The sequence below is a fragment of the Rhodococcus sp. RD6.2 genome (assembly GCF_001040705.1).
Classification (GTDB): Bacteria; Actinomycetota; Actinomycetes; order Mycobacteriales; family Mycobacteriaceae; genus Rhodococcus_G.
In genome coordinates this window covers 571,530-590,392 of record NZ_CVQP01000005.1, presented here as the reverse complement: position 1 = coordinate 590,392, position 18,863 = coordinate 571,530, and the positions used below count along the sequence as shown (strand labels likewise).

The following is an 18,863-nucleotide window of genomic DNA, read 5'->3' as shown; positions in this document are numbered from 1 at the left end:
GCGCACCCGGTAGAATCCATGTGACTTTGCGCTGCGTGCGGGAACGATCCGCAGATCCGTGACGTTGAGATCAGTGAGAACGGCTGAGGAGAGGACACCACCACCATGGCAGATCGCGTACTTCGAGGGAGCCGCCTCGGAGCGGTGAGCTACGAAACGGACCGTGACCACGACCTCGCGCCCCGGAGGATCGCCCGCTACCGCTGCGACAACGGCGAGGAATTCGACGTCCCGTTCGCTGACGAGGCCGAGATCCCCGGTACCTGGCTGTGCAAGAACGGACTCGAGGGCACCCTCCTCGAGGGCGCGGCACCCGAGGTCAAGAAGGTCAAGCCGCCCCGCACGCACTGGGACATGCTGCTCGAACGACGCTCCGTCGAAGAGCTCGAGGAGCTGCTGAAGGAGCGCCTGGACCTGCTCAAGACCAAGCGACGCGGAGCGTAACCAGCGCCATTGGGTCGGCGACGCGGAGCGTAGCCCGATACATACGAAGAAGCCCCGGAGGAGATCCTCCGGGGCTTTCTCGTGTCGTCACTTCCCGACGAGGGCCTTCACCTTGCGCCAGCGATTGGCCATGCCCCACCCGAGGACCTTGGTGAAGGCCTCGGTGATGATGTTGCCGGACATCTTCGACTCGCCGAATTCGCGTTCGGTGAACGTGATCGGCACCTCGACCATGGTGAAGCCGGCCTGCAGCGCGCGCCAGCCCATGTCGATCTGGAAGCAGTAGCCGGCGGATTCGATGGCCCCGAGGTCGAGGGTCTCGAGGACGACGCGCCGGTAGGCGCGGTACCCGCCGGTGATGTCCTTGATCTTCACGCCGAGCGCGAGCTGGGAGTAGATGTTGCCGCCACGGGAGAGGATCTCGCGGCGCCGCGGCCAGTTCACGACGCTGCCGCCGGGCACGTAGCGGGATCCGGCGACGACGTCGGCGCCCTCGTCGATCTTGTCGAGGAGGCGGTGCAGCTGCTCGGGTGCGTGGCTGCCGTCGGCGTCCATTTCGACGACGACCTGGTAGTCACGCTGCAGCGCCCACTGGAATCCGGCGATGTACGCGGCGCCGAGGCCGTTCTTCTCGGTGCGGTGCATCACGTGGATGCGTCCGTCGGTGTCGTCGGCGGCGAGCTTGTCGGCGATGTCGCCGGTGCCGTCGGGGCTGCCGTCGTCGGCGACGAGAACATGGGCACCGGGCACGGCCGCGTGCAGGCGGCCGATGATCAGTGCGATGTTCTCGCTCTCGTTGTACGTCGGAATGATCACCAACGTGCTCGAGCTCGGCTTGTCCCCGGTCGGCTTACCCGCGCTCATTCGATCCTCTCCCCCAGCCGAGGCTGGTCCTTTCCGTGAACATCCGCACCGTCAGTTGAGGGTGCGGCCGGCCGGCGTCGCCGTCCTGCGGTGCGCAGTACTGCGGCGATCAGGGCCAGGGTGGCTGCGGCGGCCAGAGCGAACTCCGGAATCGAACCGAGCCGAGTAGCCAGCGTAGTGGAGGATCGAAGCGGAACCTGCGACACCAGTGTCGTGGGCTCGAAAAGTGCCGACGAATCCGTCACAGTTCCGTCAGGTGCGACGATCGCGCTGACACCGGATGTGGCGGAAACCACGACGGCGCGGCCGTGCTCGACGGCCCGCAACCGGGACATCGCGAGCTGCTGATACGTCATCTCGGTGTCGCCGAACGTGGCGTTGTTGGTCGGCACCGCGATCAGCTGCGCGCCAGCGCGGACCGCGTCGGTGAGGGCGCGGTCGAACGCGACCTCGTAGCAGGTGGCGACGCCGACGGGTATCCCGGCCGCGTGCACGACGCCGTCGCCGTCGCCGGGGGTGAAGTTCCCGGCGCGGTCGGCGTACTCGGAGAAGTGGCGGAAGAACTCGCGGTACGGCAGGTACTCGCCGAACGGCTGGATGATCTTCTTGTCGTGTTCCTCGCCGGGACCGCTGCCGGGGTCCCAGACGACGACGGTGTTGGTGGTGGTGCCGTCCTTCCGCACGAGGACCGTTCCGACGAGGATCGGGGCGTCGACGGCGCGGGCGGCGGCGGTGATCGACGCGGCGGCGTCGGCGTTGCGGAACGGGTCGATGTCGGACGCGTTCTCGGGCCAGATCACGAGGTCGGGTTGCGGGGTGATGCCCGCGTCGACGTCGGTGGCGAGCTCGAGGGTCTGCCGGACGTGGTTGTCGAGGACGGCGCGCCGCTGCGCGTTGAAGTCGAGGCCGAGTCGCGGGACGCCGCCCTGGATGGCGGCGACGGTGATCGAGCCGGATTCGGCGGAGTCCATGCCGGGGATGGTGGGGGCGAGTGCGACGGCGACGATCGGCATCACCGCGGCCGTCGCCGCGGGCGCGATCCACCGCCGCGGCTTCCGGGGCGCACTGACCGCCACCGCGACGAGGGCGGCGAGGCCGGTGCCCGTCAGCGCGACGGCGAAGCTGACGAGGGGGGCGCCGCCGATGCTCGCGAGCGGCAGGAGTGGCCCTTCGCTCTGACCGAAAGCGAGCCTGCCCCACGGGAATCCGCCGAACGGGACGATCGAGCGCAGCCATTCCGTCAGGGACCACACGCAGGCGATCCACAGCGGCGCGAGGGGAAGCCGGGCCACCGCGACCGCCGCGAGTCCGAACAGGCCGACGAACAGTGCCTCGACCCCGGAGAGCGCGAGCCACGGGACCGGGCCGACGTATTCACCGACCCACGGCAGCAGGGGCAGCAGGAACCCGAGTCCCGCCAGGTAGCCGTACCCGAAACCGGCGCGGAGGCGACGCGTGCCGCGTCCGCGGTCGGTGAGCACCAGGACCAGCAGCGCGATCCCCACGGGCGCGAGGAACCACAGCGGTCGCGGCGGGAAACTCGCGAACAACAGCACCCCGGACGCGACCGCGAGCAGGGAGTTCCGCAGGACCGGCACCGCCCGCCGGGCGCGACCAGCGTGGTCAGCGCTCATGGATGGTGACGCCGCGGTGCACCGTGCGCAGGCACACGGGGTTCGGTGTGTCGTCGTCGAGACGCGGCATCGCGGGCACCCGCGACCGCGGGTCGGTGGACCACCGCTGCACCGTGTCCTTCGCGGCGGTGACGACCAGGTCACCGGCCTCCCACACCGCGTACGACGCGGGCGCGCCGGGGACGAGGGTGCCGGCCAGCCCGTCGCGGACCCCGCCGGCGCGCCACGCGCCGCGGGTGGCGGCCGCATAGGCGGCGCGCGGCGAGATGCCGCTGCCGTCGGTGCGGTGGTGGACGGCCGCGCGCAGCGAATCCCACGGGTTCAGCGGCGTGACCGGCGCGTCTGAGCCGATCGCGAGGGACACCCCGGCCGAGGCCATCTCGGAGAACGGGTTCATCGCCAACGCCCGGTCGGCGCCGAGCGCGCGGGCGTACATGCCGTCGGCGCCGCCCCACAGGGCGTCGAACCCGGGTTGCACGCTGGCGACGACCCCCCACGCGGCGAGCTTCGCGGACTGCGCGGCGTCGATCATCTCGACGTGTTCGAGGCGGTGCCCGCACGACGCGACCGCGGGACCACCGAGTTCGGTGACGACCCGCTCGAATCCGGCGACCGCGGCGGCGACGGCGGCGTCACCGATGACGTGGAAGCCGGCCTGGATGCCTGCGATGGTGCAGGCCCGCAGATGTGCGGCGACGGCGTCGACGTCGAGGTAGCTGGTGCCGGTGTGCGGGCGGTCGGCGTACGGCTGCGACAGCCATGCGGTGCGGGAGCCGATCGCGCCGTCGACGAACAGGTCGCCGCCGAGGGCGTGGGCGCCGGTGGCGGCGAGGAGGGCGGTGGCCTCGTCGGCGTCGGTGACGGCCTCACCCCAGAAGGCGCGGACCTGCACGCCGTGGTCGGTGGCGAGCAGTTCGGCGAGGTCGGTGCGGCCCGCGATGTCCGGGCCGGAGCATTCGTGGACCGCGACGATGCCGAGTGCGGCGGCGCGGTCGAGTGCGGCGGCGCGGGCCCGGGCCCGCTGCTCCGCGGTCAGCAGTTCGCGGGCGACGGCGCGGATCCGGTGATGGTCGCCCGCGGTGACGGGCTCGTCACCCGGGACGGCGGCCGCCGCACGCAGCGGCGTCGAGCAGGCCGCGGAGTGGGCGTCGATCCGGGCCAGGTACACCGCGCGGCCGGGAGCCGCCTCGTCGAGTTCGGCGGTGGTCGGTCCGCGGTCCGCGTCGGGCCAGCCCGTCTCGTCCCAGCCCTGACCCCACACGACCGCGTCGTCGTGGGTGGCGGCATAGGCGCGCACCAGATCGAGGCACTCACGGAGGGAACGGGCGCCCGCGACGTCGAGGCCGGTCAGGGTGAGCCCGACCGCGGTGGTGTGGACGTGGGTGTCGACAAAGCCGGGTCCGACGAACGCGCCGTCGAGGTCGATGACCTCCGCGTCGGGATGCAGTGCGCGACCGGGCCGGTCCTCACCGACCCAGACGACGGTGCCGTCCGTGATCGCCATCGATGTCGCGTCCGGTGCCGCCGGGCTGTAGATCCTGCCGCCGACCAACAGTTGGGTACTCACAGGGATTCAGTGTGCCTGCCCGCGGTCCGGGTGCTGCGCACCGGGATGGTCGGGGGCGACGATCTCACCCTCGATCGCGAAGGGGTCGACGAGGTGCGTCGACTGCGAACCGAACGTGTCGGTGCCGGTGTCGACGACGGTGTCCTCGACCACGACACCGTCGACCACCGTCGTGCGGCGGGTGCGGGCGTAGACGCCCGCACCGGCGGTGCCGGACGCGGTGACGACGGCGAGGCGGCGTCCGCCGAGCAGCACTGCGAGGGGGCGTAGGACCCGTCGGGTCGGCGGCGCCAGCATCAGCAGACCGAGGACGCTGGTGACCAGGCCCGGAACGATCAGCAGGACAGTGCCGCCCGCGACCAGGGCGCCGTCGGCGACGGCGCCTCCGACGGAGGCCGCGTTCTGGCCGGCGTCCCGGAACTGCGTCAGCACCTTGCGGAACTGCGACCGCACCAGCCACAAGCCGATCGCCCAAGTCGCCAGGAACAGCAGGATGGTCCAGCCGACGCCGATGGTGCTGCCGAGCCACACCACCGTCGCGACCTCCACCACGAGGTACAGCACGAACAGTGCGGGGATCATGTGGGTCCTTTCGATCGGTGCTCTCCCCTGTCAACGACCGGGATGCCCGATTTTCTCCCGACCCGTCAGAAGGTGAAGCCCGCGAACGCCGCCCGCGGCCACCAGAACAGGTCCTCGGCCGCATCCAGGGCGGCGGTGTCGAGCACGCGCACACGGCCGCTGTCGGCGAGCTGATGCCAGCGCACCCCGCCGAGCAGGACCGATGCGAGTGCGGACGCGTCGAGCGTGATCTGCGGGGTGTCGTGCGCTGCGGTCGCTTCGCCGCCGGAGATCAGGTAGCGGCCGCTGTTCTCGGGGATCACCGCGTCCTCGACCTCGATCGTCACCGATCCGGTGCCGCGGTATTCGCGGGCCGCGAGGGCGCGCGGCACGTCGAGCACCCGCAGCCACGTCTCGTCGCTCGCCGACACCATCCGGGCGGCACGATGGTCGGTGAGCAGCCACGGCAGCGCGGTGTCGACGGGAAGTGCGGTGAACACGAGCCGGTCCACGAGGTCGAGGGTGAGCAGGAACTGCAGCAGCGCGGTCGTGGTGTCGGCGTCGGCGGCGACGAGGTCCTCGACGATCACGGTCCTCTGGTCGGCGGAGAACCAGCGCTCGGGGGTGGCGGGCCGGTACCTCACGTACCCCGTTTCGGCGCCCGGAGCCCCGCACACCGCGAGGTAGCCGGGGTGTGCGGTGGACCGGGCGTCACGGCGACGTCCGAACGCCCACCACTGCGGCGCCCGGTCGATGGTGCCGGGACGGTCGCTGCGCGTCGACGTGTAGATCCGTTCGCACACGGCGGGGTCGGCGTCGACGAACCGGACCGGGCGATCGGACGTGGTCCGCAGCCGAGCGCGCCGCGTCACCAGTTCCCACGTCGCGGAACTGCCCGCGACGCCGTATCCGAAGCGTTCGTAGATGGTGGCCTCGGAGGCGCGCAGCGTCGCGGCCACGTCGCCGTTGTCCCGTGCGGTGCGGAGCTGTGAGGTGACCAGCGCCCGCAGCACCCCGCGCCGGGTGTGGGTGGGAAGCACACCGATGTGGGTGACGGCGGCGTGCGGGACGCGGGCACCGCCGGGCAGCGTCAGCTCCCCGCCGGTGCTGTCCGCGGTGCCGACCATGACCCCGTCCACGAACGCGCCGAGCGTGCGGCCCGGCTCGAGAAGGTCCGCTATCTCCCCCGCCGCGAGGTCCCCGAGATGCGGCAGCCCCACCATCGCGGTCCGGAAGATGTCGTTGGCGCGCAACAACTCCGCCTCGCCGCGCAGGATCCGGACGTCGGGTGCGGCGTTCATCGTCGCTGGCCCCTTCTCTTGTCGTGCCCCCACCTGAGGACCCTCGCCGGGTCGGACCGGGTGAGGGTTCCCCTCACCCGTGTGGTGCTATGCGCCGTTGGAGTTCGGCAGCTTCCAGCCCGGGCGGGGGAAGTGGCAGGTGTAGCCGTCCGGGTAACGCACCAGGTAGTCCTGGTGCTCCGGTTCCGCTTCCCAGAAGGTGCTCGCGGGCGTCACTTCGGTAACGACCTTGCCTGGCCACAGCCGCGAATCGTCGACGTCGGCGATGGTGGCCTGGGCGACCCGCTTCTGCTCGTCGTCGAGGTAGTAGATCGCCGACCGGTACGAGGTTCCGACGTCGTTGCCCTGACGGTTCTCGGTGGACGGGTCGTGGATCTGGAAGAAGAACTCCAGCAGCGCCCGATAGTCGGTGCGCTCGGGGTCGTAGACGATCTCCACGGCCTCGGCGTGCCCGGGATGGTTGCGGTACGTGGGGTTGTCGTTGCTTCCCCCGGTGTAGCCGACTCGGGTCGACAGGACGCCGGGCTGCCTGCGAATCAGGTCCTCCATGCCCCAGAAACATCCGCCCGCCAGGATCGCCGTGCGCGTGTCGGCCATTCGTCCTCCTCCATGAAGTGTCACCGGTATCACCGCACAGCGCGGCGGGTCGACGAGAAATTCCCGTGATGCGTTCGATCCTCGCATCCCGCAACGGACACATCTCGACCTCGAGGCAGGGCACATGTGTAAGGCATGGCAGCCGACATCCGCCGCGCGGTGGGCGCCGTCGGTCACCCCGGTCCCTGCTTCTCGCGCCGCCCCTCGTTCTCGGCCGGTGGTGCCGGCGCCGTTCTCTCCGCTCGCAGTTGCGCGATCTCCTCCCTGAGGGCGGCCACCTGCTCCCGCTGTGCGGCTTCCGCTGCTCCCGCCTGCCCGGCCTCGATGCGACAGCGCTCCAACTCGTCTCGGAGGGCGTCGATCCTCTGGTTCGCCGCGGCGGCGGCGGCGCGTTCCTGGTCGACGGCGCCCTCGAGACGTGTGACCGTGGCCGTCGCGGCGCCGGCGGCAGTGTCTGCCGCCGTCCGCAGATCGTCGATGCGCTGCTCGAACACGGCGCTGACCTGCGCGAGATGCCGCGCCGCGGCCTCCGACGACTCGGTGACGCGCTGCTTCTCGGTCGCTGCCGTTTGTTCGGCGGCGTCGGCGCGACGCTCGGCGGCCGCCAGGTGTTGCTGACTCTCGCGTAGCTGGTCGCGCAGCAGGTCGGCTCGCTCATCCGCGGCGGCGAGCGCCGCGTCGCGGTCCGCCAGCGCGGAGGCCTTCTCGTCCGCGAGTTCCTGCAGGCGCGCCTCGTGGGCCGTCGTGAGTGTCTCGATCTCGGCGTCGTGCGCCTCGGCGGCGGCGGCGTATTCCGCGTCGACCGCGACGACGGCCGCGTCGGCGTTCGCGCGGTCGTCGACCGCGATGTCGAGTTTCGCGCGCAGATCGGCGAGTTCGGTGGCGTGGGCGGCCTTGGTCTGCGCGAGTTCGACGTTGGCGCGGTGGAGGGCGGCGTCGACGACCTCGGGGTCGGCGAGGCGGTCGACTGCGGCGGTGATCTGCCGGGCGACGACGGTGAACTGCTCGAGCGTGCCTGCGCTCAGGGTGCGCAGGTCGGTCAGCGTCTTCTCGAGGACGCCGACCGCCTCGGTCGGCGTCGCGGTCTCGACCGTCGCGATGTCGCCGTCGCGTTCCCGCTGCTTCTGCCGCGCACGGAAGGCGCGGACGCGGTCGGCGTCGCTGGCGTACTTGCGGGGGCGTCCCGGCTTCGGTCCCTCGTTCTCCGGCTCCTGCTGCACGATTCATTACATTACAACGTGTGAAACGTTACTCACAACGTAATGAAATGGTCGATCTTGATCGTCATAATTCCCACTTATGGCGAGTTAGGCGAGGGGGATTCGATTCGGTCGAAACGAGGGCGACGATCGCCGGGCGGAGGCCGCCCGGGGTGGACCGAAAAACTGTGCTCGCTCGTGAGGGGTCGGCAACGACGAAGCGCATTCCCCGGCGGCGCCCGCCGCGACGGCCCGTCCCCTCCGACCCGACTGCGCCTGTCCGAACTCACCCACGCCCGGCAGGTGTTCGACGCAGCCGGATCCGTGAAAAGGACGGAAAGGAATGCCGCCACACCGCTCTGACCTGCAGATCCGCGGCCGCTGTCGGCGCTCGCCCGTATCGTCCAGGGGGCGCCTGGGCGGCGCAGCGAAGTGGGGTGCGATGAGCGAGTCGAGCGAGCCGGCGATCCGGTCGGGTCCACTGCCGGAACGGGTGACCGTGATCCCCGACGACGTCGCCGACGCGATGCACCGACTGCGGCGGGCGGCGGTCTCCGAGAACACCCGGGCCGCGCAGATCAGTGACTGGACGATCTTCGGACGCTGGTGCGACCGGGTCGGTGAGCCGCCGCTCCCCGCGACACCGGAACTCGTCGGCTGGTTCCTGACGGAGAAGTCGGCCGAGGTGCGGCCCGACGGCAGGCCCGCGTACGCGCCGTCGACGATGACGCGGTGGGTGGCGTCGATCAACACGATCCACTCCCTCGCCGGGCATCCGAAACCCGGCCAGGCGTCCGCGGTCCGGGAGATCCTGCGCGGCATCGCCCGCACCCGCACGACCCCGCCCGCGCGGCGCGAACCGCTGCTCACCGACGACGTCCGCATCATCGTCGAGACGATGCGGGCCGGCGCGGACCGCTGGCCGGAGCGGGCCGCGGAGCGTCGCGACTCCGCCCTGCTGTTGACGGGGCTGACCGGCGCGATGCGCCGCTCCGAACTGTCCGGGCTGCTCGTCTCCGACGTCCGGCCGCACCGCGCCGACGGCCTGTACGTGACGATCCGGCGCTCGAAGACCGACCAGGCCGCCGCCGGCCGCACCGTCACTCTCCCCTACGGGTCGTCGCCGGTGACCTGCCCGGTGTGCGCGTACCGCAGGTGGCGGGAGGTCGTCGACGCGTGGGACGCGGGCGGACGCCAGGCGGTCGCCGCACTGCTCGACGAGGACGACCCTCACACCGAGCACCGCTGCCGCGGACTGACCGCGACCACCGTCGGTGCGCCGCGACCCCTGTTCCGCAGCGTGCACCGCACCGGCAGCCTGGGCGAGGCGGCGCTGTCGGGGCAGGCGATTGCATCGATGGTCCAGCGCCGCGCCCGCCAGGCCGGGTACGCGGACGAGTTCGTGGCGATGCTCGGCGGGCACAGTCTGCGCGCCGGGTTCGTCACCCAGGCGGTCCGTAACGCCGCGAGCGCGGAGCAGATCATGACGCAGAGCGGGCACACCGATCAGCGGATGATCGCGCTGTACTCCCGGCAACACGCGGGACTGCACGGCAACGCGGTCACCGCCCTTGGGCTCTGATGCGCCGCGCCGACTCTCACAGAGTTCTCACTCGCCCCCAATAGAACCCCCACCTTCCATCCCTAGCCTGGTCACACAGGCTTTTCGGGAAGCGAATCTCCCTGGAGAGCGCGGTGTTTCGAGAGACCGGGAGGCGTCATGTCGAGCATTCGGAAGGCGAGCCGGGAGCGGCGCTGCATCACCGCGACGACCGCCGAACTTCGCAGCCGCGGGCTGGCCGCGATCGTCGCGGACGGGCGGAACTGTCGCGAGGTGCTCGTCACCGAGCCCGGTCGCGGATGGATGGCGTCCGTGCTGCCGGGTGCGACGCCCGACGACGCGATCGACGTCCTCGTGTTCGCCACCGAGCCGGCGCAGGTGTGGACGGACGGCTTCCGGGAGTGGGCGGACGCGGTGGAGTCCCTGCTGAACCCGCCGCCGGCGGCCGAGGCCGCATAACCGGCGGGTAGCGGCGCGGCCCTGCAAGATGAGGGGGTGGTTGCTGTCCACAAGGTGCTGATCGTCGAGGACGACGCGGACGTCCTGATGGCGCTGCAGCGTGGCCTGGAACTCTCGCAGTTCGCGGCCTTCACCGCAGCGGACGGGGCCGCTGCGCTGCGTGCCGTCGCCGAGCACGACCCGGACCTGATCGTGCTCGACCTCAATCTGCCCGTGCTCGACGGGGTGGGTGTGGTCACCGCGTTACGGGCGACGAACAACGACGTCCCGGTGTGTGTGCTCAGCGCACGAAGCGCGGTCGACGACCGGATCGCGGGCCTCGAGGCAGGCGCGGACGACTACATGGTGAAGCCGTACGAGTTCAGTGAACTGGTCGCGCGGATTCGCGCTCTCCTGCGGCGTCGGCCGGATCCGGTCGGCGGACACGCCGGTGGGACGGTGAACGTCGGACCGGTCGTCGTCGACCTGCTCGGCCGCCGCGTCGACGTCGACGGCACGGCGGTGCATCTGACCAAGCGGGAGTTCGACCTGCTCGCGGTGTTGGCCGAGAACCGTGGGGTCGTGCTCGGCCGCGAGACCCTGCTCGAGAAGGTCTGGGGATACGACTTCGAAACCGAGACGAACGTCGTGGACGTCTTCGTCAGCTACCTGCGGCGCAAACTGGAGTCCGGCGGCGCGCCCCGGGTACTGCACACCGTGCGCGGGGTCGGGTTCGTCCTTCGAGACCGATGACCGCGCACCGGGGACCGGTATCGCTGCGCCTACGGGTGACCGCAGCGGCGGCGCTCGGGACCGCACTGGTCGTGCTGGTGCTCGGTGGAGTCGCCTGGATCGGCATCGAACGCCAGGTCACCGCGCAGCTCGACGCCAAACTCGATTCGGTCACCCAGGTGACGGCGGCGAACCTGACCAGCCTGCGGGTCCTGCAGGGACCGCTGCCACTGCCACCTGACTACGCGGGCACCCTCCGCGCGGGCGGACTGGTGGTGTCGACGACCGCCGCGACACTGCCGCAGTCGCCGGAGGGCTGGAGTGACGCGACGGTGGACGGGACGCACTATCGGGTGCGGACGGTCGAGGTGATCAACGCGCTCGGCGCGACGCTGTCGGTCGGCGCGCCGACCGCCCCGGCCCGCTCGACGATCACCGGGCTGCACCGATGGACGGTGGTCATCGGTCTCGGGGCGATCCTCGTGGCGGCCGCGCTGGGGTGGCTGTTCGCGGGGGTCGCGATCGCGCCGCTGCGCAGGCTCGCGGAACAGACCCGCCGGCTCGGCGTCGATCCGGGGGCTCCGCCGCCGCAGGGGTCGGGAGCGCGGGAGGCCGAGGAGTTGGCCGGAGCGCTCCGGCAGCTGCTCGAGGCCAACGCCGACGAGCGCGCCCGCACGAGGTCGGCGCTGGAGACGGCCCGGGACTTCGCGGCCGCCTCCGCCCACGAGTTGCGGACCCCGATGACCGCCATGCGCACCAACCTCGAGGTCGCGGCGACGATGGACCTGCCCGAGTCCACGCGCCGGGAGGTCCTGGCCGACACGTTGCGCACGCAGCGGCGGGCCGAGGCCACCCTCGGCGCGCTGGAACGGCTCGCGGCCGGGGACCTGACGTCGGACGCCGACTTCGTGCCGGTCGATCTGGCCGAGTTGTTGGACCGAGCCGCGCAGGACGCGACCCGAACCCACCCCGGGGTCGACATCCGCCTGGACGTTCCGCCGACGCTGACGGTGGTCGGCCTACCCGCCGGGCTGCGGCTGGCGGTCGACAACGCCGTGACGAACGCGGTCCGGCACGGCGGGGCGCACGTGGTCGAGATCGGTGCCCGGGACGGTCGCGACGCGGTGTACGTCGCGGTGACCGACGACGGCACGGGGGTGCCGGCGGGTGAGCGTGAGGTGCTGTTCGAACGATTCCGTCGCGGCGCCGTCGCCGCGCCGGGCGGATCGGGCCTGGGGTTGGCGTTGATCCGTCAGCAGGCTCAGCTGCACGGGGGCGTCGCCTGGTTCGAGGACAGTCCGCTCGGTGGTGTTCGGCTGGTGCTGAGGCTGCCCCGGGCTCCGTCCTGACGGCTCGACCGAGCGCGTCCGTCGCGGCGCCACCACCGGTCTGTGATTGGGTTGGCCGATGAGTTGGGCCGACTGGGGTGTCCTGATGACCGCCGCGCTCGCGGCGGGTTGGGTGGACGCCGTCGTCGGCGGCGGCGGATTGATCCTGCTCCCCGTGATCCTGCTGACGATGCCGCAGATGACGCCGCAGGAAGCGTTGGCCACCAACAAGTTGACGGCCGTCAACGGCACCGCGGCCGCGGTCGTGACGTTCTCCCGCAAGGTGCGCCTCGAATGGCGGCTGATGGTTCCCGCGGCGGTCCTCGCCGCGGTGTGCTCGGCGGCGGGTGCGGCCGTGGTGTCGTTGATCGACAAGGACCTGTTCATCCCGATCATCATGGTGCTGCTGATCGCGGTCGCCGTGTTCGTGACGATGCGGCCCACCATCGGCACGACGCTCGCCACCCACCGGCCGTCGCGGCTGAAGGTGGTCACCACCGTCCTCGTCGCGGGCGGTGCACTCGGCTTCTACGACGGTCTCTTCGGCCCCGGCACCGGCACCTTCCTCATCATCACGTTCGCGGTGATGCTGGGCACCGAGTTCGTCCGCAGCGCCGCGATGGCGAAGGTGATCAACCTCGGCTCCAACGTCGGCGCGCTGGTGTTCTTCGCGGCCACCGGAAACGTGTGGTGGTCACTGGGGCTGGCGATGGCCGTGTGCAACGTCGTCGGTTCGGTCGTCGGGGCCAGGATGGCGCTCGCGAAAGGGGCCGGGTTCATCCGGATCGTGCTGCTCGTCGTGGTCGTGGTGATGGTGATCCGACTGGGCTGGCAGCAGTTCGGATGAGAGTTCGTTAGGTTGACCGGGTGGGAACACACGACGTCGATCCGGACTTCCTGGCACTGCCCCTGAGGCAGCTCGCCGACGCGGCGCTGTCCGCCGCCCGTGCCGCGGGCGCGAGCCATGCGGACCTGCGGGTGCACCGGCTGCGCACCCAGTCGATCCGGTTGCGGGACGGCAAGGTCCAGTCGGTCGTCGACGGCGACGAGCTGGGGTTGGCGGTCCGCGTGATCGTGGACGGCACCTGGGGTTTCGCGTCGCACGCCGAGCTGACCGCGGAGTCCGCGGCGCGGACCGCGGCCCGGGCGGTGGAGGTCGCACGCGCCCTGCGCTCACTGAACCGGGACCCGGTCGAGCTCGCCGCCGAACCCGTTCACAAGGACGCGGTGTGGGTGTCGGCGTACGAGGTGGACCCGTTCACCGTCCCGACGGCCGACAAGGTGGGGCTGCTCGCCGAGTACTCGGGCCGACTGTCCGCCGCGGACGGCGTCGATCACGTCACCGCGAGCGTGCTGCAGGTCAAGGAGCAGACGTTCTACGCCGACCTCGCCGGGTCGCGGATCACGCAGCAGCGGGTGCGACTGCACCCCGAACTGGAGGCCACCGCCGTCGACGCCGCCGCGGGCAGCTTCGAGACGATGCGGACACTGGTCCCGCCGGCTGGTCGCGGTTGGGAGTACCTGAGCGGTGACGACTGGGACGCCGAACTGGCACGCATTCCCGAGTGGCTGGCCGAGAAGGCGAAGGCGCCGTCCGTGGTCGCCGGCCCGACCGACCTGGTGATCGATCCGACGAACCTGTGGCTCACGATCCACGAATCCATCGGCCACGCCACCGAGTACGACCGCGCGATCGGCTACGAGGCCGCCTATGCGGGAACCTCGTTCGCGACCCCCGACCAGCTCGGCACCCTGCAGTACGGGACCCCGATCATGCACGTCACCGCCGACCGCACCGAGGTGCACGGCCTGGCGAGCGTCGGGTTCGACGACGACGGCGTGTCCGGGCAGCGCTGGGACCTGGTTCGTGACGGTGTCCTCGTCGGCTACCAGCTGGATCGGGTGTTCGCGCCCAGGCTCGGACTGGACCGCTCCAACGGCTGCTCCTACGCGGACTCCCCGCATCACGTCCCGATCCAGCGCATGGCGAACGTGTCCCTGCAACCCGACCCCGACCGGGACACGAGCACAGCGGAGCTGATCGCGCGGGTCGAGGACGGCATCTACGTCGTCGGTGACAAGAGCTGGTCGATCGACATGCAGCGCTACAACTTCCAGTTCACCGGGCAGCGGTTCTACCGGATTCGCGACGGCAAGCTCGACGGCCAGGTCCGCGACGTCGCCTACCAGGCGACGACCACCGACTTCTGGGGGTCGATGGAGGCGGTCGGCGGCCCGTCGACGTGGCGGCTCGGCGGCGCGTTCAACTGCGGGAAGGCGCAACCCGGTCAGGTCGCCGCGGTCAGCCACGGCTGCCCGTCGGCGCTGTTCCGGGGCGTCAATGTTCTCAACACCCGAAACGAGGGGGGACAGTGACGATGAGCGGGGGCTCCGCGGCGATCTCCGCACAGGACGTCGTCGAACAGGCGTTGGCGCTGGTGACGGTCGACGAGGCGATGGTCATCGTCACCGATGCAGCGGAGACATCGCTGCGGTGGGCGGGCAATTCGATGACGACGAACGGGGATTCGCGCTCCCGCAGCTGGACGGTGGTCGCGGTCGTCCGCGACGGCGACCAGGCCCGGGTCGGGTCGGTGACGTCGTCGAGTGTCGACCCCGATGCGATCGCCGGTGTCGTGCGCGCCGCCGAGGACGCCGCCCGCACCGCCCGGCCCGCCGACGACGCGATGCCGCTGATCGAACCCGGCTCGGGCCCGGACGCCGGCTGGTCCGACGGGCCCGCCGAGACCGGCGTCGAGGTGTTCGGCGGCATCACCGGCGGGTTGGCCGACGGATTCGCCGGCACCGACCGGCTGTACGGGTTCGCGCACCACCAGATGCACAGCACCTGGCTCGGCACGACCACGGGTCTGCGGCGCCGGTTCACTCAGCCGACCGGCTCGGTGGAGATCAACGGCAAGCGCGGCGACGCGAGCGCCTGGGTCGGTGCGGGCACCCTCGACTTCGCCGACATCGACGTCCCGAACCTGCTGTCCCAGTTGAGTACCCGCCTCGACTGGGCGAGCCGCACCGTCGCGCTGCCCGCCGGACGCTACGAGACGCTGTTGCCACCGTCCGCGGTCGCCGACCTGATGATCTACCTGATGTGGACGATGGAGGGTCGCGGCGCGCAAGAAGGGCACACCGCCCTGTCGCGTGCCGGGGGCACCCGCGTCGGCGAGAGGCTCACCGACCTGCCGCTGACCCTGTTCTCCGATCCGCGTTCCCCCGGCCTCGAGTACGCGCCGTTCGTGGCGACCGCCGCGTCGAGCGAGTCGCTGTCGGTCTTCGACAACGGCCTCGCCGCCGATCGGGTCGACTGGATCCGCGACGGCACGATCAACGCGCTCGCCTACCCGCGGCACGCGGCACGCGAATTCGACGTCCCCGTCGCGGTTCCCGGCGAGAACCTGCTGCTCACCGGGGGTGGCGACACCAGCCTCGACGAGATGGTCGCGCGCACCGAACGCGGACTCCTGTTGACGACCCTCTGGTACATCCGCGAGGTCGATCCGGCGACGCTGCTGCTGACGGGCCTGACCCGCGACGGCGTGTACCTCGTCGAGGACGGCCGGGTCACCGCCGCCGTCAACAACTTCCGCTTCAACGAGTCACCGCTGGACCTGCTGCGCCGGGTCACCGAGGCGGGCGCCACCGAGCCGACGTTGCCGCGGGAGTGGAAGGACTGGTTCACGCGTACAGCGATGCCGCCGCTGCGGATCCCGGACTTCCACATGTCGTCGGTGAGCGCGGCGCAATGACCGCTCCCGAGGACGTGCGGTGTCCGTGCCTGTCCGGCGAAACCTACGGCCACTGCTGCGGCCGCTTCCATTCTGGTGCAGCCGAGGCCCCGACCGCGGAAGCACTGATGCGGTCGCGGTATGCGGCGTTCGCGGTCGGCGACGCCGACTACCTGCTGCGCACCTGGCATCCGAGCACCCGCCCGAAGACCCTGGACCTCGACCCCGACCAGCGGTGGATGCGACTCGACATCCTGTCGCGGTCCGGCGGCAGCCTCCTCGAGTCCGCGGGCACCGTCGAGTTCGTCGCCCACTACCGGTACGGCCGAGACCGCGACTCACTGCACGAGCACAGCCGGTTCGTACGCGAGCATGGGCGCTGGCTGTACGTCGACGCGCTCGGCTGACGAGCCGTCACGGCCGCAGCACGGCACGTGGGTCGTCCGGTACGTCCGTGTGGTCGAACTCCGGCGCGACACCCGTCAGAACGGGAATCGCGCGGAGTGTGTCTCGCAGCTGGTTCTCGGCGTCCACGTCGTTCATCACCCCTTTTGTCTGATCCACGCTGTTGCCTGCCCCGCGTCACTGCCCGAACGTGAAGCGCAGGTTCGCATTGATCAACCTGTTGATCCGCTTGCGCATGCGGACGATGGTCTCCCTATCGGGTGCCGGTTCGTCGACGTAGAGCGTCCATTCGAGGGTGGTTCCCCCGACACCGGTCAGGTCGAATCGGATCTGCGCGTCCGGACGCCACGGCCACAGGGAACTCCACACCACCAGATGTGGGGCCTCGAATTCGAGGACGATCGGCCGCTGTTGGTTCGCCAGCAGGTGCAGCCACGGGCGCGACGGATCGCGGTCCGGGTCGATCAGCGCCTCGTGGACGAACCGCGGCGGCGGTGGCTGGGACGTCGACGACGCGCGACCGCGATCATGTGTCGACCCTACGGCGTCGGTGTCGTCGTGGCGCGGAGAGAAATTCGATGGACCGGCGTCACCACGCGTTGATAGCGTGCGCGTGACCGTGACATCGCGCGAGGAGGTGAGACCCATGTACGCAGTAACCAGGTGGGTGCTCTCACTCGTGTTCACGGATCGGCAACCGATGTAGGTGGTGCCGGGAGCGCCCGAAACTCGGCAATCCCGAAAGGCAACACCATGCACTTCACTTCTGAGACATCGTCGAACGGTGTCATCGAGCGCACATTCACCCGCGGCGACGTCCCGGGTGTTCTCTGGTCGCCGGAATCCGGTTCGGCCGGCGCTCCCCTGCTGCTCCTGGGGCACTCCGGTGGCATGCACAAGAAGGCGCCGGGTCTCGTCGCCAGCGCACTCCACAGCGTGACCGAACACGGATTCACCGTTGCCGCCGTCGATGCGCCCGGTCACGGTGGCAGACCGCGAAACGCCGAGGACCAGCGGTGGATCGACGCGATCCACCGGGCCCGGGCGGCGGGCGAGCCGATCGCTCCCGTCGTCGTCGACTACAACGTGGCGGTGGCGGAGCGGGCCGTACCGGAGTGGCGGGCGACTCTGGACGCACTCCTGGCGCTGCCCGAGATCGGTGCCGACGCGCCGGTCGGCTACGGCGGCGTGTCACTGGGTGTCGTGACGGGGATGACGCTGGCGGCGGTCGAACCTCGGATCGCCGCCGTGAGCTTCGGTTGGGTCTTCGTCGACGACGCATTGATCGAGGCCGCGCGGAAGGTCACCGTCCCGGTCCAGTACCGGATTCCATGGGACGACGAGCAATTCGATCGCACCTCCGGTGTCGCGTTGTTCGACGCCTTCGCCTCGACGGACAAGACGTTGCATGCCCATTCGGGCAGGTACGACCAGGTGCCCGAGTGCGAGCGCGACGGATCGGCGCAGTTCTTCGCCCACCACCTCGGCCGCCGGGCCGCGAACTGACCTGACGAGGATCGGCGTCCGGCGCCGTGCCGGACGCCGATCCTCGCCGCGCCGACTGGAACGTGTTCTAGTGTGGCGGGATGGACGTGACCTACGAGGGGACCAAGCGGGAAATCGTCACCGACAAGGGGGTACTGCGCTATCACGAGGCGGGTGAGGGTCCGCCGTTGCTGCTGCTGCACGGCTCGGGAATCGGGGTGAGCGGGTGGCGGAACTACCGGGGAAACCTGGAGGTGTTCGCCGAGCACTTCCACTGCTACGTTCTCGAATTCCCGGGGTTCGGTGTGAGCGATCCGGTCGACGGGCATCCCGTGCTGACCGCGGGGTCGTCGGTGATCCGATTCATGGACGCCCTCGGCATCGGCTCGGCCGCGATGATCGGCAATTCGATGGGCGGGGTCGTCGGCGTCAACGTGGCCATGAAGCACCCCGAGCGAGTGAGCAAGCTCGTCACCATCGGTGGGGTCGGGCCGAACATCTTCAGCCAGAACCCGAGCGAGGGCACCCGGCTGCTGCAGGACTTCGCGGACGGACCGAGCCGCGAGAAGCTGGTCCGCTGGCTCGAGTGCATGGTCTACGACCGGTCCGTGGTCACCGACGAACGCATCGAGGAACGGTGGGAGACCGCCAACGATCCGGCGTCGCACCGGACACTGGCGGCGATGTACGGCTCCAGGGCTTTCGAGGCGCAGCAGCAGGCGATGGCCAGTTCCGGCCTACCGCCCTACTGGTCGATGATGGGCAGCGTGCAGTGCCCCACCCTGTTGACGTGGGGCCGCGACGATCGCCAGTGTCCGCCGGACATGCCGATGATCCCGATGCGCCTGATTCCGAACGCCGAGTTGCACATCTTCCCGAACTGCGGGCACTGGGTGATGATCGAAGCCAAGGAGGCATTCGAGCGGGTCACCGTCGAGTTCCTGCTCCGCTGAGCCGACGTCGTCACGCAGGCGACCCGAACGATCACCGGATGCGGGATCGATCTT

Annotated in this window: 20 protein-coding genes; 11 read left to right on the top strand and 9 right to left on the bottom strand. The window is 70.5% G+C overall.

Translation table 11 applies throughout. From position 1 onward, the window contains the following. Positions 1–105: 105 nt before the first annotated feature. Positions 106–444, top strand: a complete 339-nt coding sequence (locus tag RHCRD62_RS09225) for an RNA polymerase-binding protein RbpA (protein WP_050064362.1) — start codon at positions 106–108, stop codon at positions 442–444. Positions 445–531: 87 nt separating this feature from the next. On the opposite strand, the gene RHCRD62_RS09220 is transcribed toward RHCRD62_RS09225, so the two are convergent. From RHCRD62_RS09220 to RHCRD62_RS09190, 7 genes are all read right to left on the bottom strand, one after another. After that, positions 532–1,308, bottom strand: a complete 777-nt coding sequence (locus RHCRD62_RS09220) for a polyprenol monophosphomannose synthase (protein ID WP_050064361.1) — start codon at positions 1,306–1,308, stop codon at positions 532–534. Beyond that, a complete protein-coding gene (gene lnt, locus RHCRD62_RS09215) occupies positions 1,305–2,942 on the bottom strand; it encodes an apolipoprotein N-acyltransferase (RefSeq protein WP_050064360.1) in 1,638 nt (545 codons plus the stop codon). Before lnt ends, RHCRD62_RS09220 begins: the two co-directional genes overlap by 4 nt. Further along, on the bottom strand, positions 2,932–4,509 hold the full coding sequence (locus RHCRD62_RS09210) for an amidohydrolase (RefSeq protein ID WP_172671032.1): 1,578 nt from the start codon (positions 4,507–4,509) through the stop codon (positions 2,932–2,934). Before RHCRD62_RS09210 ends, lnt begins: the two co-directional genes overlap by 11 nt. A 6-nt stretch (positions 4,510–4,515) precedes the next feature. Continuing rightward, a complete protein-coding gene (locus RHCRD62_RS09205; RefSeq protein WP_050064358.1) occupies positions 4,516–5,091 on the bottom strand; it encodes an FxsA family protein in 576 nt (191 codons plus the stop codon). Between the two features lie 65 nt (positions 5,092–5,156). After that, complete coding sequence (locus RHCRD62_RS09200) at positions 5,157–6,371, bottom strand: GNAT family N-acetyltransferase (RefSeq protein ID WP_050064357.1); 1,215 nt, start codon at positions 6,369–6,371, stop codon at positions 5,157–5,159. 87 nt (positions 6,372–6,458) lie between these two features. Continuing rightward, positions 6,459–6,968, bottom strand: a complete 510-nt coding sequence (msrA, locus tag RHCRD62_RS09195) for a peptide-methionine (S)-S-oxide reductase MsrA (protein WP_050064356.1) — start codon at positions 6,966–6,968, stop codon at positions 6,459–6,461. A 173-nt stretch (positions 6,969–7,141) separates the two neighbouring features. Beyond that, a complete protein-coding gene (locus RHCRD62_RS09190; protein WP_050064355.1) occupies positions 7,142–8,188 on the bottom strand; it encodes a hypothetical protein in 1,047 nt (348 codons plus the stop codon). Positions 8,189–8,609: 421 nt separating this feature from the next. Between RHCRD62_RS09190 and RHCRD62_RS09185 the strand changes: the two genes are divergently transcribed. The 8 genes from RHCRD62_RS09185 to RHCRD62_RS09150 all read left to right on the top strand — a co-directional run bounded on the left by RHCRD62_RS09185 (position 8,610) and on the right by RHCRD62_RS09150 (position 16,373). Next, positions 8,610–9,749, top strand: coding sequence for a site-specific integrase (locus tag RHCRD62_RS09185; RefSeq protein ID WP_050064354.1), 1,140 nt, complete (start codon positions 8,610–8,612; stop codon positions 9,747–9,749). A 138-nt stretch (positions 9,750–9,887) separates the two neighbouring features. Further along, a complete protein-coding gene (locus RHCRD62_RS25765) occupies positions 9,888–10,187 on the top strand; it encodes a hypothetical protein (RefSeq protein ID WP_050064353.1) in 300 nt (99 codons plus the stop codon). 36 nt (positions 10,188–10,223) lie between these two features. Continuing rightward, positions 10,224–10,919: a response regulator transcription factor gene (locus tag RHCRD62_RS09175; RefSeq protein ID WP_084734153.1), complete on the top strand. Its 696-nt coding sequence runs from the start codon at positions 10,224–10,226 to the stop codon at positions 10,917–10,919. Beyond that, positions 10,916–12,247, top strand: coding sequence for a sensor histidine kinase (locus tag RHCRD62_RS09170; RefSeq protein ID WP_050064351.1), 1,332 nt, complete (start codon positions 10,916–10,918; stop codon positions 12,245–12,247). Before RHCRD62_RS09175 ends, RHCRD62_RS09170 begins: the two co-directional genes overlap by 4 nt. 58 nt (positions 12,248–12,305) lie before the next feature. Further along, a complete protein-coding gene (locus RHCRD62_RS09165; protein WP_050064350.1) occupies positions 12,306–13,073 on the top strand; it encodes a TSUP family transporter in 768 nt (255 codons plus the stop codon). 20 nt (positions 13,074–13,093) lie between these two features. Continuing rightward, positions 13,094–14,602: a TldD/PmbA family protein gene (locus RHCRD62_RS09160; RefSeq protein ID WP_050064349.1), complete on the top strand. Its 1,509-nt coding sequence runs from the start codon at positions 13,094–13,096 to the stop codon at positions 14,600–14,602. A gap of 2 nt (positions 14,603–14,604) precedes the next feature. After that, positions 14,605–15,987 carry a metallopeptidase TldD-related protein gene (locus tag RHCRD62_RS09155; protein WP_050064348.1) on the top strand — a complete coding sequence of 461 codons (1,383 nt, stop codon included), beginning with the start codon at positions 14,605–14,607 and terminating at the stop codon, positions 15,985–15,987. Further along, complete coding sequence (locus tag RHCRD62_RS09150) at positions 15,984–16,373, top strand: YchJ family protein (RefSeq protein ID WP_050064347.1); 390 nt, start codon at positions 15,984–15,986, stop codon at positions 16,371–16,373. Before RHCRD62_RS09155 ends, RHCRD62_RS09150 begins: the two co-directional genes overlap by 4 nt. A gap of 7 nt (positions 16,374–16,380) precedes the next feature. Here the strand turns inward: RHCRD62_RS09150 and RHCRD62_RS26605 are convergent, their stop codons facing one another. Both RHCRD62_RS26605 and RHCRD62_RS26370 read right to left on the bottom strand, forming a co-directional pair. After that, positions 16,381–16,509 (bottom strand): hypothetical protein, encoded by a 129-nt coding sequence (locus RHCRD62_RS26605; RefSeq protein ID WP_301280719.1) that lies wholly within the window; start codon positions 16,507–16,509, stop codon positions 16,381–16,383. A 39-nt stretch (positions 16,510–16,548) separates the two neighbouring features. Next, positions 16,549–17,019, bottom strand: a complete 471-nt coding sequence (locus tag RHCRD62_RS26370; protein WP_253277252.1) for a hypothetical protein — start codon at positions 17,017–17,019, stop codon at positions 16,549–16,551. A 105-nt stretch (positions 17,020–17,124) separates the two neighbouring features. On the opposite strand from RHCRD62_RS26370, the gene RHCRD62_RS09140 reads away from it, so the two are divergent. Together RHCRD62_RS09140 and RHCRD62_RS09135 are read left to right on the top strand one after the other, a co-directional pair. Further along, positions 17,125–17,877, top strand: coding sequence for an alpha/beta hydrolase family protein (locus RHCRD62_RS09140; protein ID WP_050064346.1), 753 nt, complete (start codon positions 17,125–17,127; stop codon positions 17,875–17,877). An 80-nt stretch (positions 17,878–17,957) separates the two neighbouring features. After that, positions 17,958–18,809, top strand: coding sequence for an alpha/beta fold hydrolase (locus tag RHCRD62_RS09135; RefSeq protein WP_050064345.1), 852 nt, complete (start codon positions 17,958–17,960; stop codon positions 18,807–18,809). Positions 18,810–18,863: the final 54 nt, after the last annotated feature.

Excerpts from the sequence above, each read along its gene's own strand:
- RHCRD62_RS09225 (WP_050064362.1), top strand. The coding sequence starts at position 106 with ATGGCAGATCGCGTACTTCGAGGGAGCCGCCTCGGAGCGGTGAGCTAC.
- RHCRD62_RS09220 (WP_050064361.1), bottom strand. The coding sequence starts at position 1,308 with ATGAGCGCGGGTAAGCCGACCGGGGACAAGCCGAGCTCGAGCACGTTG.
- lnt (WP_050064360.1), bottom strand. The coding sequence starts at position 2,942 with ATGAGCGCTGACCACGCTGGTCGCGCCCGGCGGGCGGTGCCGGTCCTG.
- RHCRD62_RS09205 (WP_050064358.1), bottom strand. The coding sequence starts at position 5,091 with ATGATCCCCGCACTGTTCGTGCTGTACCTCGTGGTGGAGGTCGCGACG.
- RHCRD62_RS09200 (WP_050064357.1), bottom strand. The coding sequence starts at position 6,371 with ATGAACGCCGCACCCGACGTCCGGATCCTGCGCGGCGAGGCGGAGTTG.
- msrA (WP_050064356.1), bottom strand. The coding sequence starts at position 6,968 with ATGGCCGACACGCGCACGGCGATCCTGGCGGGCGGATGTTTCTGGGGC.
- RHCRD62_RS09185 (WP_050064354.1), top strand. The coding sequence starts at position 8,610 with ATGAGCGAGTCGAGCGAGCCGGCGATCCGGTCGGGTCCACTGCCGGAA.
- RHCRD62_RS25765 (WP_050064353.1), top strand. The coding sequence starts at position 9,888 with ATGTCGAGCATTCGGAAGGCGAGCCGGGAGCGGCGCTGCATCACCGCG.
- RHCRD62_RS09170 (WP_050064351.1), top strand. The coding sequence starts at position 10,916 with ATGACCGCGCACCGGGGACCGGTATCGCTGCGCCTACGGGTGACCGCA.
- RHCRD62_RS09165 (WP_050064350.1), top strand. The coding sequence starts at position 12,306 with ATGAGTTGGGCCGACTGGGGTGTCCTGATGACCGCCGCGCTCGCGGCG.
- RHCRD62_RS09155 (WP_050064348.1), top strand. The coding sequence starts at position 14,605 with ATGAGCGGGGGCTCCGCGGCGATCTCCGCACAGGACGTCGTCGAACAG.
- RHCRD62_RS09150 (WP_050064347.1), top strand. The coding sequence starts at position 15,984 with ATGACCGCTCCCGAGGACGTGCGGTGTCCGTGCCTGTCCGGCGAAACC.
- RHCRD62_RS26605 (WP_301280719.1), bottom strand. The coding sequence starts at position 16,509 with ATGAACGACGTGGACGCCGAGAACCAGCTGCGAGACACACTCCGCGCG.
- RHCRD62_RS26370 (WP_253277252.1), bottom strand. The coding sequence starts at position 17,019 with ATGGGTCTCACCTCCTCGCGCGATGTCACGGTCACGCGCACGCTATCA.
- RHCRD62_RS09140 (WP_050064346.1), top strand. The coding sequence starts at position 17,125 with ATGCACTTCACTTCTGAGACATCGTCGAACGGTGTCATCGAGCGCACA.
- RHCRD62_RS09135 (WP_050064345.1), top strand. The coding sequence starts at position 17,958 with ATGGACGTGACCTACGAGGGGACCAAGCGGGAAATCGTCACCGACAAG.